This is a genomic window from uncultured Draconibacterium sp. (assembly GCF_913063105.1).
Lineage (GTDB): Bacteria > Bacteroidota > Bacteroidia > Bacteroidales > Prolixibacteraceae > Draconibacterium.
Genome location: NZ_CAJXYQ010000004.1, coordinates 188,975 through 205,470 on the forward strand (window position 1 = coordinate 188,975; position 16,496 = coordinate 205,470).

Annotated in this window: 13 protein-coding genes; all 13 read right to left on the bottom strand. The window is 42.0% G+C overall.

All coding sequences use genetic code 11. The annotated features are described in order from the left end of the window. Positions 1-35: 35 nt before the first annotated feature. Complete coding sequence (dhaL, locus tag QZ574_RS05540) at positions 36-677, bottom strand: dihydroxyacetone kinase subunit DhaL (RefSeq protein WP_297087635.1); 642 nt, start codon at positions 675-677, stop codon at positions 36-38. A 12-nt stretch (positions 678-689) separates the two neighbouring features. Further along, positions 690-1,694 (bottom strand): dihydroxyacetone kinase subunit DhaK, encoded by a 1,005-nt coding sequence (locus QZ574_RS05545; RefSeq protein ID WP_297087637.1) that lies wholly within the window; start codon positions 1,692-1,694, stop codon positions 690-692. Positions 1,695-1,706: 12 nt separating this feature from the next. Next, positions 1,707-2,171, bottom strand: a complete 465-nt coding sequence (locus QZ574_RS05550; protein ID WP_297087639.1) for an RpiB/LacA/LacB family sugar-phosphate isomerase — start codon at positions 2,169-2,171, stop codon at positions 1,707-1,709. A 170-nt stretch (positions 2,172-2,341) separates the two neighbouring features. Beyond that, positions 2,342-3,205, bottom strand: a complete 864-nt coding sequence (locus tag QZ574_RS05555; RefSeq protein ID WP_297087641.1) for a sugar phosphate isomerase/epimerase — start codon at positions 3,203-3,205, stop codon at positions 2,342-2,344. 44 nt (positions 3,206-3,249) lie between these two features. Further along, positions 3,250-4,545 carry an MFS transporter gene (locus QZ574_RS05560; RefSeq protein WP_297087642.1) on the bottom strand — a complete coding sequence of 432 codons (1,296 nt, stop codon included), beginning with the start codon at positions 4,543-4,545 and terminating at the stop codon, positions 3,250-3,252. A gap of 19 nt (positions 4,546-4,564) precedes the next feature. Further along, positions 4,565-5,203, bottom strand: coding sequence for a GntR family transcriptional regulator (locus tag QZ574_RS05565; protein ID WP_297087644.1), 639 nt, complete (start codon positions 5,201-5,203; stop codon positions 4,565-4,567). 314 nt (positions 5,204-5,517) lie between these two features. After that, positions 5,518-6,810: a mandelate racemase/muconate lactonizing enzyme family protein gene (locus tag QZ574_RS05570; protein ID WP_297087647.1), complete on the bottom strand. Its 1,293-nt coding sequence runs from the start codon at positions 6,808-6,810 to the stop codon at positions 5,518-5,520. Between the two features lie 8 nt (positions 6,811-6,818). Further along, complete coding sequence (locus tag QZ574_RS05575; protein WP_297087649.1) at positions 6,819-8,321, bottom strand: nucleoside hydrolase-like domain-containing protein; 1,503 nt, start codon at positions 8,319-8,321, stop codon at positions 6,819-6,821. Positions 8,322-8,409: 88 nt separating this feature from the next. After that, positions 8,410-9,879, bottom strand: coding sequence for an FAD-dependent oxidoreductase (locus QZ574_RS05580; protein ID WP_297087651.1), 1,470 nt, complete (start codon positions 9,877-9,879; stop codon positions 8,410-8,412). A gap of 98 nt (positions 9,880-9,977) precedes the next feature. Then, positions 9,978-10,127, bottom strand: coding sequence for a hypothetical protein (locus QZ574_RS05585; protein ID WP_297087653.1), 150 nt, complete (start codon positions 10,125-10,127; stop codon positions 9,978-9,980). 998 nt (positions 10,128-11,125) lie between these two features. Then, on the bottom strand, positions 11,126-12,682 hold the full coding sequence (locus QZ574_RS05590; RefSeq protein WP_297087655.1) for an arylsulfatase: 1,557 nt from the start codon (positions 12,680-12,682) through the stop codon (positions 11,126-11,128). Between the two features lie 531 nt (positions 12,683-13,213). Then, entirely contained in the window at positions 13,214-14,098 is an 885-nt protein-coding gene (locus tag QZ574_RS05595) for an NAD(P)-dependent oxidoreductase (protein WP_297087657.1), read from the bottom strand. Between the two features lie 525 nt (positions 14,099-14,623). Continuing rightward, a complete protein-coding gene (locus QZ574_RS05600; RefSeq protein ID WP_297087659.1) occupies positions 14,624-16,228 on the bottom strand; it encodes a fumarate hydratase in 1,605 nt (534 codons plus the stop codon). Positions 16,229-16,496 lie beyond the last annotated feature (268 nt).

A 16,496-nucleotide genomic window follows, 5' to 3' on the forward strand; every position in this document is an offset into this window, starting at 1 on the left:
TTTTCCTCATCTGTCTCCAATCCTTGATTAATACTTTATTTTAACAATTGTGTTGATGTATCTGCCAATGTTTCCAGAAGCAGGCAGCATGAGGTTGCTCCGGCATCCAGTACTCCGCGCGAACGTTCGCCTAAACGGCTTGCCCTCCCCAATTGCGCCACCATATTTTTTGTTGAATCGCGACCTACCTTTGCAGCCGATTTCATGGCTTGCAAAGCTGTAACGAAGTCGTTGTTTTCGGCAGTCGATTTCTGATAGGCTTCAATGGCTGGCACAAGCGTATCGAGCAGGGTTTTGTCGCCAGGTTTTGCCGGCGAAATGGTTTGAATTTGAGAAAGCATTGCTTCCAGTGCTGCACCCATCTCCTTGATACCAATTTCTTCAATTCCGCTTAATTCTTTGGCAAAACCGCGGTATAACTTTCCGTACAAAGGCCCCATGGAGCCGCCAATTTTCATCATTAGTATTTTTGACAGCGTTTTGGCTGAATGGGCAAGATCGCCCGGATTTTTTTCCAGCTCCGTTTTGCATAGCTGAAAACCCTTGTTCATGTTAATTCCATGATCGCCGTCGCCAATTAAACCGTCGATATCGCTTAAATACTGCTTGTTCTCGTAAATAGCCTGAATCATATTCTCAATGATCAGCGCCCCATCTTTATTTGAAAATGTCTTCATTTTTTTCTGAGTTTACCGTTGAAACTGACGCATACCTACTGAGTCACATTCGTAATCCATGCAAGCCTTTAACTCATCATCTAATTTCATTAATGTACAGGTTACTCCGGCCATTTCCAGCGATGTAAAGTAGTTACCCACATACGAAATGTAAACTTTAATTCCTTTTTCTTCCAGAATTTTGGCCACATCGTTGTAAACAATGTATTGCTCCATTACGGGAGTTGATCCAAGACCAGAGATCAATACAACCACTTCGTCGCCATTGGCAAAAGGCAAATCGGGTAAAATTACATCGCAAAACCGCTGAGCCACTTTAGCAGAAGGTTCCAGATCGCACACCTCAATGCCTGGTTCGCCGTGGTGACCAATTCCAACTTCCATTTTGCCCTCTTCAATGGTAAAGTTGGGGTGACCAACCTCTGGAATGGCGCAAGGTGCCAGGCCAATTCCCATGCTTCGGGTATTGTTAATGGCTTTTTGTGCTACGGCAATAACTTCGTCAAGCGATCCACCCATGGCGGCTTTGGCTCCACCCACTTTCCACATTAAAATTTCGCCGGCTACGCCTCTGCGTTTTTCTTCCTGCCCTTTGGGTGCCGATGGAACATCGTCGTTGGCCACAACTTTTTTTACCAGGATGTCATCGTCTTCGGCTTCATCCATCGCCATGGTAACGTTCATATTATCGCCGGCATAATTTCCATACAAAATGGCCACACCCTTGCCACCATCGGCGGCCTTTATGGCATCGTAAAACATTTGCGCCGGTGGCGACGAGAAAATCTCGCCACAGGCAACTGCATCAACCATATTTCGGCCAACATAACCCACAAAGGCAGGTTTATGCCCCGAGCCTCCGCCGGTTACTATTCCTACCTTGCCCTCAATTGGGGCATCTTTATATTTTATTACACGTTCGTTATCGGTTGTGGCAACCAGGTCGGAATGCACTTTCACATAGGCTTCCAGCATTTCGTCAACCACTTTCGACGGGTCGTTTACAAATTTTTGCATGATTATATAATGTTATTGATTTTTTGGATGAAATGATTCTTTTTCCAGTTCGCGCATTTGCTTCACTTTAGGTACTGAACCACCGCCTGCAAATTCAGATACCAGCCATGCATCGATAATGGTTTTTGCCAGCTCCGGACCGATTACACGTTCGCCCATGGTTATTACCTGTGCGTCGTTACTTTTACGCAGTCGTTCGGCAGAAAACACATCGTGACAAACGCCGGCATAAACACCTTCTACCTTGTTGGCAATCATTGCCATTCCCAGTCCGGTTCCGCAAATGCTAATTCCGCGGTCGTAGTTTCCAACCTGAATTTCTTTGGCAAGATTGAAGCCAATTTCAGGATACATTGGATTTTCTTTTCCTTCTGAATAATTCAGGTCGGTAATATCAATTCCTTTACTTTTCAAGTGGTCGAAAAGTACTTTCTTCAGGTTTACTGCTGCGTCGTCGCAATCAATACAAATTTTCATCTGTTTAAAATTTTTTGTTTTAATGGTCATTTACGAAACGGATACCATACTTATCTGCTCTTTTTCTATTACAATGTTTTGTGCCCGTTTCGTATCCAAATTTTTTTCAACTCGTCACATCCAACAAGCATACTTCATACTGTATACATTTTGTGACAAAAAAATTTTTCCTAGCGCGTAACGTGAGGCAGTTCTTTTTCCAAAAACTTCAGGCTTTCTTCAACCCAGAAATCCGGATTCTCAACAAAGCCCCCACTGGCTTCACTTCCCATTTCAATACCGGCTACACATGGTTCGCCAAGTTTTGCGCAGTTTTCTTCAATACCCAGTTCAATACATTTATCAACATATTGTCTGAAAGGCACTGCCCCTGTTCCGAGTATGCTGTTGGTATGTGCAAAGCTTTCCGTCTCGCTAAGGTGAACGTGAATCATACGACTCTTTAACTTTTCAAGCTGTTCCGGTTCTTCACGGGTAATTACCAGGTGGCCCACATCAATATTCGGATACACATTAGGCAAGCCAATGTCTTCAACTGCTTTGGCCAGTTTGTACGTATTGTTGCAAATAAAATAAACGTGCGGATCGAGTTCAATACCTACGAACAGGTTTTTATCGAGGCACCAGTCGGCAAATCGGCCTACATTCTCGAGCATGTACAACCATGATTGCTCGGGAGTTACTCCCAGCTCGTACAAACCTCCTCCCCAGCAAACTAAAAGCTGACGACCACCCAATTCCATCTGAAATTCGGCGCAGGTTTTCATGTAGTCAAAAACCGCATCACGTTTTTTCTTGTCGGGATGAGCAGTATCCTTGGTAGCTACCAGCAACATTTGTGTACTGTGGATATCGTTATCTTTAACAATTCTGATGGCTTCGCGTTTTTGCGCTGCTGTCATCGTTTGCGGGTTTCCTTTTCGTATGCCCGCATATTCAATGTACTTAAAGCCATACTTTGCCGCCGAACGCAGCGACTCTTCCGGTCCCTTGTTTCCCACTTCGTAAACCAGGGTGTTTAATGCTAACTTCATCTATTTCTTTTTATGCTTTGTTACTGTTAAAATCCGGCGAGAACCTACTTTGCTTCAATACTTTTATTAGGGTTCATTAAAAACCAGGCTACAATCGACACCATACTTAATCCGGCGCAGATATAGAAAAACATATCGTTTCCGGCCAGGGCCAGTTTGGCATCTACGCCCGATTTTATAAGGCCATCGGCTAAGTATCCAAAAGCTAAAATAGAGGTAAAAGCGCCGAGGTTACCAGCCATATTCATGGTTCCGGATACTGCACCGGCATTTTCCTTACCAATGTCGATGCAGAAGGCCCACGATGGACTCAAGGTCATATCGGCACCAAAAATTGCCAGTGTTAAAAACAACACTTTATTGATATCGGTGCTTGCGTTGGTCATTAAAACTACACCAAGCGCAGCAAGTGAAAACCCAACAATTGCAGGCAGTCGTCTTGACAAACTTAGATTACCTGACTTGTAAATCTTATCAACTAAAATACCTGAAACCCAATTACCAACAGCACCTCCGAGCAATGGTGCCATGGCCCAAAAACTTGCTGCTGTACCCGAACTTTGCAAGGCTTCTTTCAAATATGGGAACATCCAGGTTAGGGTAAAATAAAAGGTAAAGTTACTGCCAATATATTGTACCATGGCCAGTAACATATTTTTCGATTTCAGTGTTTGAAAAAAAGTAAGATTACCTTTTTTTACACCATCGTCCTGCTGACGTGTTTCTAAAATGTATTGCTTTTCTTCTGCACTTACCAGTTTCGACTCCTCAGGCGTATTGCGGAAATACAACCACCACACTAAAGCAAAAACAAGCCCAACTGCTCCGAAAATGAAAAAACTTCCACGCCAACCCAATGCTAAAATCAAAGCAACCACAATTGGATAAGCCACAGCTCCGCCTATTCGCGAACCGGAAAAGTTGATTCCCTGAATAATACCGCGTTCTTTAACCGGGTACCATTTGTACACCACTTTGGCCAGGGTAGGAAAAGCTCCTGCTTCGCCGCCTCCAAATAAGAAACGGATTACCACCATGGATACAAAATTCCAGGCAGCACCGGTAAGCGCAGTAAGTATCGACCAAACCGTAATTATGGTTGTCATTGCCAGGCGTGGCCCTTTTTTATCGGCAAAGCGCCCTCCCGGATTTTGCATTAAAGCATAACCAAGCGTAAAAGCCGCCATAACCCATGCCCATTGGATATTACTTAGCCCGAATTCGTCGCTAACACTCCCCTTTGCTGCTCCTATACATGCACGATCGACGTACATCAAAACAGAAATTAAAAAGGTAAAAGTTACAAGGATAAATCGTTGAGGAATGATAGTTCGTTTCATTGGTTTCTAATTAATTTGGTTATTCATTCTTTATTTTTTCACGAATGAGTTCCTGAGTTTTTACGGAGTGTTGGCGCATTAATTTTTCGGCCAGCGCTGCATCTTTGCTCGCAATAGCCGCTATAATAGCCAGGTGTTCGGGTAAGGTTTCTTCCGGTTCGCGAATTAAACCTCCGCGATAGGTTTGCGAAGTAATGTTTTTAACCACTTCAAATTTCTGCAGAATCTGGTTTCCGCTAATCTGCAATACTGCATTGTGAAATGCCTGGTCTGCTTCAATGTATTTTTTGAAATCTATTCTTTTCTTCCCCACAAAAGGCTTAAACAATGCATTTAAATCTTCGAGTTCGCGCGCTGAAATAATTTGTGCTGTGCGCCGTGCTGCAATACCCTCAAGAGCTTCTCTGCACTCAAAAGCATCAAGCAATTTTGCATTGTCTATTTCGGTAACATAAAATCCTCTGCGGGGCAAATTTTCCACGAGCATCTCATTTTCAAGCATTTGAAATGCTTTATGCAAGGGCATGCGACTTACCCCAAACATGGCAGCAATTTGTTCCTGAACCAGTTTTTCTCCCGGCTCAAATTCATTCGCCAATATCATGGTTTTTAGCCTTTTGTAAACTTCAAAGCTTAAATCAGTATGCTTAATTTTCATCGTTATGTTGTTTTTTGTATACAAAAGCTAAAAGTACTATTAATTACCAACTTTAATGATAGTTCATTGTTTTTCTACGGTTTTTCAAAGATATATATTTTTGTATACAATATTCATTATACCACTCACTTTTTATTTAATTGAAAATACGGAGTCGGAATCTACTATACCAAAACACTGATAAACAAACTGATAGAAAGTCAAAAAAAATACTTAAAAAAAAGGAAACACAAAAGTTGTGCGATACGATTAATGCATACCGCTAATTTTTAAGAAAGTGTTTTAACACAAAAAAACATTTGTTAGCCCAGATTTTATCCTTTAAAAACTTTATGAGTTTTAATATAATCCGGATCAATACGAATACCCAAACCGGCACCCAATGGTGCTTTAATTATTCCATTTTCGCACTTAAACGCTCCGTTCTTACTTTCTATTGGAATAATATTTCCATTAGCATCGGGGGTTTGGAACATTTTAAATTCGTGGTATTTGTATATTGAAGGACAAACCGAAACCATATGAAGCATGTATAAAAACCCAAAACCTCCGCGTGAAATATGTGGCGTTATTTTTAAACCTGCTGCTTTCACCATATTGGCTACCTGCATGGTTCGAATCATGCCGCCGTAGTAAAATAAATCGGGCTGCAGAATTTGAAACACCTGGTTACCAATCAGATATCTAAATGCATGCACTCCTATTTCCTCCTCGCCTCCAGCCATTTTTATATCAAGCGCACGTTCTACCTGTTTTTGCTCTTCGTACCAGTCCCAGGGCACCGGTTCTTCCCAGAAATCGTAATTATATTCCTCCAGAATTTTTCCAAGCCGGATGGCCTCTTTTACTCCATATGAGCCGTTTCCGTCAATGGCCAATACCATTTCGTCGCCCCAGAATTCGCGAGCCATACGAATGAGTTTCTCTGTTCTTCCGGGCGCATTATCCCTGTCTAAGCCAAGATTATCGCCGGTTCCGGCTCTGAGCTTAATAGCTTTTGCCTGAGTTTCCACTACATCTTTATGCATGAGTTCGATTGAAACTTCAGGTTCTTTTTGCCTGAAATCGGCCAAATGATGGCCGAGGTAAATATGAATCTCAGGATTTATTACATCTCCTATTAATTGCCCGGCCGGTTTATCAGCAATATTCCCTAACATATCGAGAATAGCAAACTCAATACCAGCTACATGAACATTTAATGGAATACCTTGTCGCTTTACATTTTTTTCAACGGCGTTAAAAATCAGCTGGTCGAGATGGCGTGCATCCTGGCCTACAAAATGTCGGGCAAGTACTTTGGGTACCATCGGATAACTTACCTGTGCGATAAACGGATGACCTGCGGAAAGGCCTTCAGCACCATCGGTTGACCTTACCCGATACAAACAATTGTCTTTTAACAACAAAAGCTCAACAGATTCGATAATAACCGGATGCGAAAAAAGTTCGCGTTTTAATACGGGTAGTTTTAATGCTTCATCCAGCAAAGAATAATCGGTGATTTTGCCTGCCCAACTGTTCTGTGTTTTGCAAGACGATGGTAATATGGAAGCTGCACCTGCCAGGGCAGCGCCTGCAATAAAATTTCTTCTGTTGGTTTTCATAGTTTCGCTTACTCAACGTTAATTACAATTCTGCGGTAATCAAACAAGGAAGCAATTTCATTTTTATCCTGCACTTCCAGAATAATATGAATCTCTTTTTCCTTGGCATCTTTCGGCACAACGAAATTAAAGGTCTGATTCTCTGCATTTTTTAGTTCCAGCTTCTCGGGATAGGTACCAGCTTCAGCATAACACCACCACAAAAACTCCAGCTCATCGCCATCGGGATCAGAAGAAGCAGAGCCATCCAATAAAATTTGCTCGCCCGGTTTCGCATTCAAAAACACAATCCGATTAGACCTGTCGCCATTTACTGCTGCATTCGGATTATGATTTGCCTTTTCAAAAGGTTGTAAACACCAGTCCATGCGGCACTGAAAGTCGTTAAAAAAGGCCCTTCTGAATCGCCAAACAGGTGTAAACCAGTCGTTAAATTCCTTACCGGTTTCAGGATTCACCCATTGGTCTTCAGCTTCGATAAACATATAAAAATCGCCATATTCTTTCTCATCAACATTTACACTGGTATGTTTCGACCAGAAATTCTTCACTTTCTCTTTGGTGAATCTACCACTCCAGCCTCCCCAATGCGGATGTTCAATATCATATAATCCTTTGTTGCACAAGCCTAACCAGGGAATGGTTCCTCCACCTTCAAGAAATGTAACGTGTCCGTTATCGAACTGCCGAAGCGGAAAATACCTGCCAAAAGCACCATGGTTGGCAATAATGTGTTGTAAGGCCCACTGGTGCTGTCCAATAGAACTGTATTCGTATTCGCCCCAGGTGTGCGGACCTAAACGACTTCGGTCACCTTTATTATCGGCAATGCCATCGTTAGCTGGCCCACCGTAGCAATAGGTTTGATAGTTGCTTCTAATCCAATTAATTTCAGGGTATTGAGCACATATCCAGGCTCCGGCATTATCTTGTGCACCATTTTCATAAACCCGTAGTTTTGAAATAAACCGAGCGAGCTCGGCGGCAGAATGCGCCTTTTCGTAGTCTTTTATGGCCTGTGCCAAGGTATTTGACCCTGCATTTACCACAATATAGACCGGGCGCGGGTCGTCTTTTTCAACAACTCTGATAATTAAATCGGAACCCGGAGAAGACAATCCTTCGCCGGTACTTTCAATACCATAACCGGGTTGCCCGGTGCGCACCAGATTTGTCAGAAATTCGGGTTCGGGATAACCATCGGCATGTTTTTGCAGATTCTTATAAACTTTTGAATACCCTTGTATCAGGTGATGAAATAACTCGGGATGCAGCACCTGCCTGTACGGATTTTTTGATGCCGGTTGCAGGTATTTTCCGGAAACCGCCACCAGTCCCTCCAAATCAAACTCGTTGCAATACATTAGCATGTGCATCATTTGCTGTTCTTCGTCGGGTTCGTTACCCATATCAGCAAGAATAAGCAAGCGAGTTTTTTCAGAAGAATTCTGTTGGGCATGTGCAATAACTGTAAATAAGAACAAGAAAATTAGTATGGTTTTGATTTTCATTGGAATTAGAATTTTAGTTGAAAAACATAAGCACCCAGTCCGTGTCTCTCCACCAATGAAGCAGGAACGTGGGTGCCGCAAGGATGATTTATTTTTCGAAATAAACGCCGCCTTTTTCAAGGGCTTTTCGGAGAGTTTTATAAGGTAAAGTCCGCGAGTTAAAGCCATTTAAAGCACACAGCGCGGCAGCTGTACCACTGGCTTGCCCTTGCCCCATACAGCTAACCGTATTGCGTGTAGACATGTGTGCCCGGTGGTCTGAAGTAATCATCATTCCCGATACATACAAATTATCAAGACCTTTTACACAAAGTGCACGGTAAGGAATTCCGTAGCTGCCACCATTGGCCACCTGCAAGCGCGGTGCCATATCGTGAAAACCATAAACAAACACATCATCATCAAAATGAACGCCATTAATTACATCTTCGTGTGAAATATCGTAATCGCAACTTATTAATCGGCCGCGCCGGATAACAAGTGAGGGAGCGGTGCGGGTCATAAATGTTTTTTCGAATCCGGGAATATGCTCGCGGAAAAGCTCTACCCCTTTTTTCATTCGTTTGCGCAACTCCAACTCTGCTTTAGCTACGGTATCGCGGTCGGTAGGACTTTTATCAAGCTTCATGTTCATTTTAATAAACATGAGGTAGTTGTCTTGAGTGGTAGTGGAAATTGCTGACAGTCCGATTTTACGCGCCCCTTTAATAAACTCCTCAGGATAGCCCTGCGAGCCTTCAGCTCCTATCCGGATAATTCTTCCCGGCTCTCCGCTGCGCACACCATAAGCCAGTTGATGCACAGCATCCCTATCGGCCAGAAATTTATAGTATTTTTCAATGTCAACATTACCAAGGCCCATGCTATTTACCACAGCATAATCGTTGGGTTCGGTAAAATCGGCTCCGGCGTGGGCTGCTAAATCAGCATATCCGGTACAATCCACAAACGATTTTGCAAAAATTACTTCGCGGCCCGAGCGACTTTCCAGAATAGCTCCTTTTACCACGCTTCCTTCAACAACTGCAGCGGCCAACAAGGTATTTACACAAACATAAACACCCGCTTCGTCGAGCATTTCATGGGCATTTAGTTTATACAGTTCCGTATCAATTGCGGTACATACCGAGTCGTATTCAAAATGTTTTTCCATTTCTGCATAACCCGTTGCGCCGCCCATTGCCGTTAAACGGTCGACCATTTCAGCCGGGATACCGCGCACCAGCTGGCGTTTCTCAACACCCGGAAAAGCTTTCCACAGGTTGTAAAAGCTGTGTAAAGCAGTTCCGCCTTCAACGGCAATACCTCCAACATAGCCTTTGTTTTCTACCAGAATTGTTTTGGCGCCCTGGCGTGCAGCAGCAATGGCACAAATTACTCCGGCCGTACCACCACCGGCCACCAGCACATCAAACTCACGTGCCGGAAGTTTTTTAGCTTCTTCGTTAAAAAATCCGGGTTCAGGAATTGCTCCCTGGTTATTCGACCATGCTGGTTTCCCTGCTAGAAGGCCCAAACCAAGGGCTCCGGTAGTTTTGTAAAAGTCTCTTCGTTTCATTTTAGTTTAGATTGATTTTTTGAATATTGTATACAATGACAAGATACAAAACTTAAACGAAAATAAATTGAGACAAACAAATTTGAAATGATTTTAGATTACCACTCAACCACTTGCGGGGTATAAGTTGGCCCAGAGGAATGGATGTTTCCCGCTTCGTCAAACCAAATGGGGTCGATTACCAATTTAGGCACACCATCTTCCTGAATACCGTGACACGAAAGCCAGCAACGCACAAATTTTGCCATCGTCGTCTTCAAAAAATGTAAGGTCATTGCCGTTACAAAGTGGCTTATTTTCCGTAACAACCGTATTAGGGCCTTAAATATTATCAGCGACTACATAGCCTGTATGCTGACCATACAAAACACAAACTATCGTTTCTGCAATTAAACAGAGCATAGTATTTTACTCCTATTTTTTGTATTTCAGGTGCCCATAAAAGGCGATGTTATCATTTATCTATCGCAGAACGTTTAAGCATATAGTCCATAAACACCCAATTCAGTAAGTCTTTTTATTTATACAAAACCATGCCCGGGTTCAGGTTTCCGTCAGTTTCCTGCCGTGGTCAATGCGGATGTGATGTTCCGGTTAAATACCACCAATCGCCATCGCGCAGTACCTGGCAATCGTGCAGCCCGTTTGGGTCGATACCGTTTGAAATTGGATTTTGGTATTCGAAAGTTTGTTTTTTTTTTGATTGCAGGCAAAAAGCACAACCACCATTGTTCTATCAGTATTACGTTCCGTTTAAAATTTTCAAGTTAACAATAGTTTACTTTAAAATTTGAGAATGGATGGAATCGCTCCGCTCTTATGTCTACTTTTTTAATCAAACTTGTTTTTTAATCTATGATTTAAAAAGTTCATGTTCATTTCATCTGTTTAAAATTTTTTGATTTCTGAATGTTCAAAATCCCGATACATCGGGACAGGAACTCACATAAATTTTAATCATTCTCTTTTGTGAATTTAGAATGAGGAAAGTTCATGTTCGCTTCATCTGATTATTGTTAATAGTTTTTAAAGGTATCTGATGTAACTCGCGATGAATTAAACTTTGTTTCAGATATAGATTCACAAAATAAAATCCATGCTTGTTTTAGCAGTAACAGTTTTAATCTGCACCAAAAATAACCTGACACGTTGCCGAGCTTTTGTTTTGGGGTGTTTTTGTTTTGTTTAAATGCACATCAGCGACAAACAGAAAAATTTTGTTTGTCGCTGATATAAGTACAAGTTGCTATTTCAACTTCAGGTTTTGTACATTGGAGTATTCTTTTCCGCGAATGCGCTCAAATTCAGCAATAAGTTCTTCCAATATTTCAGGGTTTTCGTCTGCTACGTTTTTTTGCTGGCTAATGTCGCTGCTTAAATCGTACAATTGCCATTCCATTTCGTTGCCCAATTCAATATTAACCTGGGTATTTATTTTGGCACCTTTGTAGGGAGGAATCAGGGCCCAGTTTCCGCTGCGCATGGCGGTGCGGCTTGTGGCTTCCAATATCAACGATTGACGACCTTCGTCGCTGTTACCCATCATTACATCAAGCAAAGGCTCGCTGTCCATTGATTGTGCATCGCTACCTACCAATTCTGCTAAGGAGGCTAAAATATCCACCTGACAAACCAAGGCATCTGATACTTTTGGTTGTATTTTACCTTTCCAGTAAGTTATAAACGGTACACGGGTTCCGGCTTGAAACAAGCTGTATTTACCTCCGCGCAATGCACCGGCAGGTTTATGATCGCCTAATTTCTCAACAGCATCATCATAGTAACCGTCATTAAGTACAGGGCCGTTGTCGCTCGAAAAAATAATCAAAGTATTCTCCAACACTCCTTCTTCTTCCAATGTTTTCATAAATTCACCCAAACACCAGTCGGCTTCAACAATTACATCGCCTCGCGGACCCATTCCGGATGTTCCTTCAAATCGTGGATGTGGCGTACGCGGAACATGAGGCTGTTGCATAGTGTAAACCAAGAAGAATGGCTCATTTTTATGTGCTTTTACATACGCCTGAGCTTTAGCAAGAAAATGATCGGCCATATCAACATCTTTCCAACGTGCCGCTTCGCCGCCTTTCATGTAACCAATGCGCGGAATACCGTTAATAATGGTATTGTTATGGCCATGATGCCACATCTGGTATGTACACAATTCGGGATTTTCTTTACCTGTCGGCTGTCCCTCAAAGTTATTTTGATAATCAATTTCAATCGGATCATTTTTATCCAGGCCATCAACATATCCGTTATCGATGTACACTGTTGGTACGCGGTCTTGGGTAGCTGCCATAATGTAGGCATCATCAAAACCAACTTCGTTTGGCCCGGGTTTTACATGTTCATTCCAGTCGACCACGCCTGAACCTAAACCAAGGTGCCATTTCCCTACAATACCGGTATGGTAGCCTTTTTCTTTAAATATTTTTGGAATGGTTACCTGCGCGGTATCGATAATTAGAGGTGCTGTTCCGGGTAAAATTTTAGCCTGGTCGTTTCTCCACGGATAAACACCGGTTAGCAGGCCATATCGACTGGGCGTGCAGGTAGCCGACGTGGCATGTCCATCGGTAAAACGTACTCCGCCTTCTGCCAATTTATCGAAATTTGGTGTTTTTAATTCGGTTGCTCCGTATGCGCCCATGTCTCCGTACCCCAAATCATCCATATAAATAATCACCACATTTGGTTTTTCGTCTGACTGCGCATCGGTTTTCTGCGTTTTGCTCTGGCATCCTACCAACAGGCCAATTCCCACAAGTAATGATGCAATAATACCGGTTCTTTTCATTCGTATAAATTTTATTAAGTTGATTTTGATTTTACGCTGCCAAAATTACCGCTTTTTTGAAAAGTTTAAGTGGTAAAATTATTCATAAAAAGGGTGCTATTTAATTAAAATCGGTATTATTTGCAGTAAAACTACCTATTTTGTTTAAAACGTAAATAAGCTGGCATGTCTATTTCAAGCTTCAAATTCATCCAATTTATTAGATGAATTAAAGCAATGGGAACATGGATTTCACAGGCGCTATCGTCCCTGTAAACTTCTATTCCTTTCAATCCCCATCTAAGTCTGACTTATTTAACCAACCGGCATCCATTTTTTCGCCACTCCTATATCCGTTATAGAAATCGTGGTTGCCTTCTTTGTATTTATGGCTGAAGGTATTTGGTATTTGCTCTTAGTAAATGGATAATGTTCCCGTGGCGAGAAACCAACATCGATCGCTTGATTTATTATCGTCCTCAGATTTCGAAGATAAATTCCTGATGTTGCAATAGACTTTTTATTTGCCACCATCCAGGCCACAACCAAGTACTAAACGCCTGATATTCGTTCTAAAGCCAACATTAAAGCGTGAGTACCCAGCTTTCCATGGCCCTGCGCCTGAACAGCAAGATACAGTTGTTTTACCAATGCAAGCCCCGGCAAGGAAAGTCCCATTTGCTCGGCTTCCTTTAACGCAATACCCATATCTTTAATAAAATGTTCTACAAAAAATCCGGGGTCGAAATTTCGATTTACCATACGTGGAGCGAGATTATCCAGGGTCCAACATCCGGCTGCCCCGCCACTTATAGATGATAACATCGTTGGCAAATCAAGACCGGCTTTATGGCCATATAACAACGATTCGCAAACGCCAATCATTGTTCCGGCAATAGTTATCTGATTGCACATTTTTGTGTGCTGTCCCGATCCGGCTTTTCCCTGGAAAACAATTTGTTTCCCCATTAGTTCAAGTAAAGGCAGCACTTTATCAAAAGTTGCTTTATCGCCTCCTGCCATTATTGAAAGGGTTGCATTTTTTGCCCCCACATCGCCTCCCGAAACCGGAGCATCAAGGGCATTGGCTCCACGGGCTTTTGCTGCTTTGTATATTTCAACGGCCAAACTCGGTTCTGTTGTTGTCATATCAACAAGTATGGCAGCAGGTTTTGCCTGTTCCAGTATTCCTTTTTCGCCGAAATATACTTCGTGTACATCTTTCGGAAAGCCAACAATTGTAAATACCACATCTGAAACTGCCGCAACATCAGCCGGGCTATCAGCCCAATTCACACCACTTTTTAGCAGTTTTTCAGCCTTGCTTTTTGTACGGGAAAAAACTGTGCACTTATAACCGGCACTATTTAAGTGGCCCAACATTGAGGTACCCATAACCCCGGTACCAATCCAACCAATCGACAGATTCTGTTTCATAACGATGCTTTAAGTGCAGCCAAAACTACAGCTTTACAAACATTTGACAAAATTCAAAAAGCCAAAATTACGATGTTCTAACCTTCTATGAACTATGTAAAACGGTAACAGACTCCAGCACCAGAAGACCATCTTATGTTAACTATTGATTAATTTTTCTGAATGTGAAATACCTTATTCAAAACCAGACCTCACCATTTTTATTCTTATAAACTGGTTCTATAAAAGCTTGTTTGCCGATAAACAGAGCCCTGATAACTTTTTAAAATACATAAACAACTGCTACTCAAAACACTCAATTACAACACTTAGCAAACAATTAGTTTTTAAACAATTCAGATAATTAGTTATATTTAGCCCGAATCTTTCGCATAGATTTATTATTAAAAACGGGGAACAGATGCTGACTGGACTCCGTTTTTTTTGCCTAAACAATCACAATTTTTCAAAATCTCAGGTATTGGGAAGGAAAAAAAAACCTTCAGATTAACTCCGAAGGTTCCTTTTTTTAAACGTACAAATAGTTTATAATTCTTTAAAGAAATCGTTGCCTTTATCATCAACTATAATAAATGCGGGGAAATTCTCGACTCGAATTTTGCGAACGGCTTCCATTCCCAAATCTTCAAAATCAACTACTTCAACCGATTTGATGCTGTTTTTTGCCAAAATAGCTGCTGGTCCGCCAATCGATCCTAAATAGAACCCGCCATGTTTTTTACACGCATCGGTTACGGCCTGCGAGCGGTTTCCTTTTGCCAGCATAATCATCGAGCCACCATGGCTTTGGAACTCGTCAACATAAGGATCCATACGCCCGGCAGTGGTTGGACCAAAACTACCTGATGCCATTCCTTTTGGTGTTTTTGCAGGGCCGGCATAATAAACCGGGTGATTTTTAAAATACTCGGGCATTGGCTTGCCCTCATCGAGCATTTGCTTTATTTGAGCATGTGCAATATCGCGTGCAACAATTAATGTTCCACTTAAGTTAAGCCGGGTTTTTGTTGGATATTTCGTTAATTCGGCCAATACCTTATCCATTCCCTGGTCCAGATCAATATCAATTGCCGGACTCATTGATGGCGCCTTCGCTGGTAGGAAGCGGGCCGGATTTTTTTCCAGTTGCTCAAGGAAAATACCTTCTTTTGTAATTTTGGCTTTAATGTTACGGTCGGCACTGCAGCTAACACCCAAACCTACCGGGCACGACGCTGCGTGACGTGGTAAGCGAATAACACGCACATCGTGAACAAAGTATTTACCACCAAACTGAGCTCCAACACCACTCTCCTGGCAAATTTTTGTAACTTTTTCTTCCCATTCCAAATCACGGAAAGCCTGGCCGCCTTCGTTACCTTCGGTTGGTAGGTTATCGTAATAACCTGCCGATGCTTTTTTTACTGTTGCCAGAGTTGCCTCGGCTGAAGTTCCGCCAATTACCAAAGCCAGGTGATAAGGAGGACATGCTGATGTTCCTAAATCCATAATCTTTTCCTGAACAAATTTGGTAAGGTTTTCTTCGGTTAAAAGCGACTTCGTTTGTTGATATAAAAATGTTTTATTTCCGGAGCCACCACCTTTGGTAATAAACAAGAATTCGTACTTATTTCCCTGCTCAGCATAAATATCAATTTGCGCAGGTAGGTTTGTTCCGGTATTCTTTTCTTTGGTCATGGTAAACGGAACCACTTGCGAGTAGCGCAAATTCTTATCGGCGTAGGTTGAAAAAATCCCTTTTGACAGCATTTCGGCATCGTTTGCTCCGGTATACACATCTTCACCTTTTTTACCAATAACTATTGCTGTACCGGTATCCTGGCAAGTGGGCAGTTCTCCTTCGGCCGAAACTGCCTGGTTCATCAACATGGTATGAGCCACAAACTTATCGTTATCTGTTGCTTCCGGGTCTTCCAGAATTTTAGCCAGTTTTTCGAGGTGAGCAGCCCTAAGGTAAAACGACACATCGTTAAAAGCTTCTTTTGCCAGCTCTTCAAGTCCCTGTGGATCTACTTTCAGCAATTCGCGCCCATCAACCTCTACTGTCGACACATAATCTTTGGTTATACAACGATATTCGGTATCGTCTTTTAAAATTGGAAATGGTTTTTGATATTTAAATTCTGCCATTGTAAAATCGGTTAAATTAATTTTCGATCAAAGATAAAACTATTCGCTGGTTTCTATTTTTTTTTACCTGCAATCCTTAAAAATTTTAAATTCAATACAGATTGGTTTATTAAAAAATCGTTGTTAATATCATTCACTAATTTAAAATCATTCTATCATTTTTGAATACGACAAACCATTACATTTGCCGCCAGATATAAAAACAAGATGAAGGTTATGGGTTTTGGGGTTTTGTGCACATTGGCACATGGCCTCCTGTGGGTATTAA

What these genes read in the sequence shown, in the direction of transcription:
- QZ574_RS05550 (WP_297087639.1), bottom strand. Translation starts at nt 2,171, where the DNA reads ATGAAAATTTGTATTGATTGCGACGACGCAGCAGTAAACCTGAAGAAA.
- QZ574_RS05570 (WP_297087647.1), bottom strand. Translation starts at nt 6,810, where the DNA reads ATGAAAACCAACAGAAGAAATTTTATTGCAGGCGCTGCCCTGGCAGGT.
- dhaL (WP_297087635.1), bottom strand. Translation starts at nt 677, where the DNA reads ATGAAGACATTTTCAAATAAAGATGGGGCGCTGATCATTGAGAATATG.
- QZ574_RS05565 (WP_297087644.1), bottom strand. Translation starts at nt 5,203, where the DNA reads ATGAAAATTAAGCATACTGATTTAAGCTTTGAAGTTTACAAAAGGCTA.
- QZ574_RS05575 (WP_297087649.1), bottom strand. Translation starts at nt 8,321, where the DNA reads ATGAAAATCAAAACCATACTAATTTTCTTGTTCTTATTTACAGTTATT.
- QZ574_RS05600 (WP_297087659.1), bottom strand. Translation starts at nt 16,228, where the DNA reads ATGGCAGAATTTAAATATCAAAAACCATTTCCAATTTTAAAAGACGAT.
- QZ574_RS05555 (WP_297087641.1), bottom strand. Translation starts at nt 3,205, where the DNA reads ATGAAGTTAGCATTAAACACCCTGGTTTACGAAGTGGGAAACAAGGGA.
- QZ574_RS05580 (WP_297087651.1), bottom strand. Translation starts at nt 9,879, where the DNA reads ATGAAACGAAGAGACTTTTACAAAACTACCGGAGCCCTTGGTTTGGGC.
- QZ574_RS05585 (WP_297087653.1), bottom strand. Translation starts at nt 10,127, where the DNA reads ATGGCAAAATTTGTGCGTTGCTGGCTTTCGTGTCACGGTATTCAGGAA.
- QZ574_RS05545 (WP_297087637.1), bottom strand. Translation starts at nt 1,694, where the DNA reads ATGCAAAAATTTGTAAACGACCCGTCGAAAGTGGTTGACGAAATGCTG.
- QZ574_RS05595 (WP_297087657.1), bottom strand. Translation starts at nt 14,098, where the DNA reads ATGAAACAGAATCTGTCGATTGGTTGGATTGGTACCGGGGTTATGGGT.
- QZ574_RS05590 (WP_297087655.1), bottom strand. Translation starts at nt 12,682, where the DNA reads ATGAAAAGAACCGGTATTATTGCATCATTACTTGTGGGAATTGGCCTG.
- QZ574_RS05560 (WP_297087642.1), bottom strand. Translation starts at nt 4,545, where the DNA reads ATGAAACGAACTATCATTCCTCAACGATTTATCCTTGTAACTTTTACC.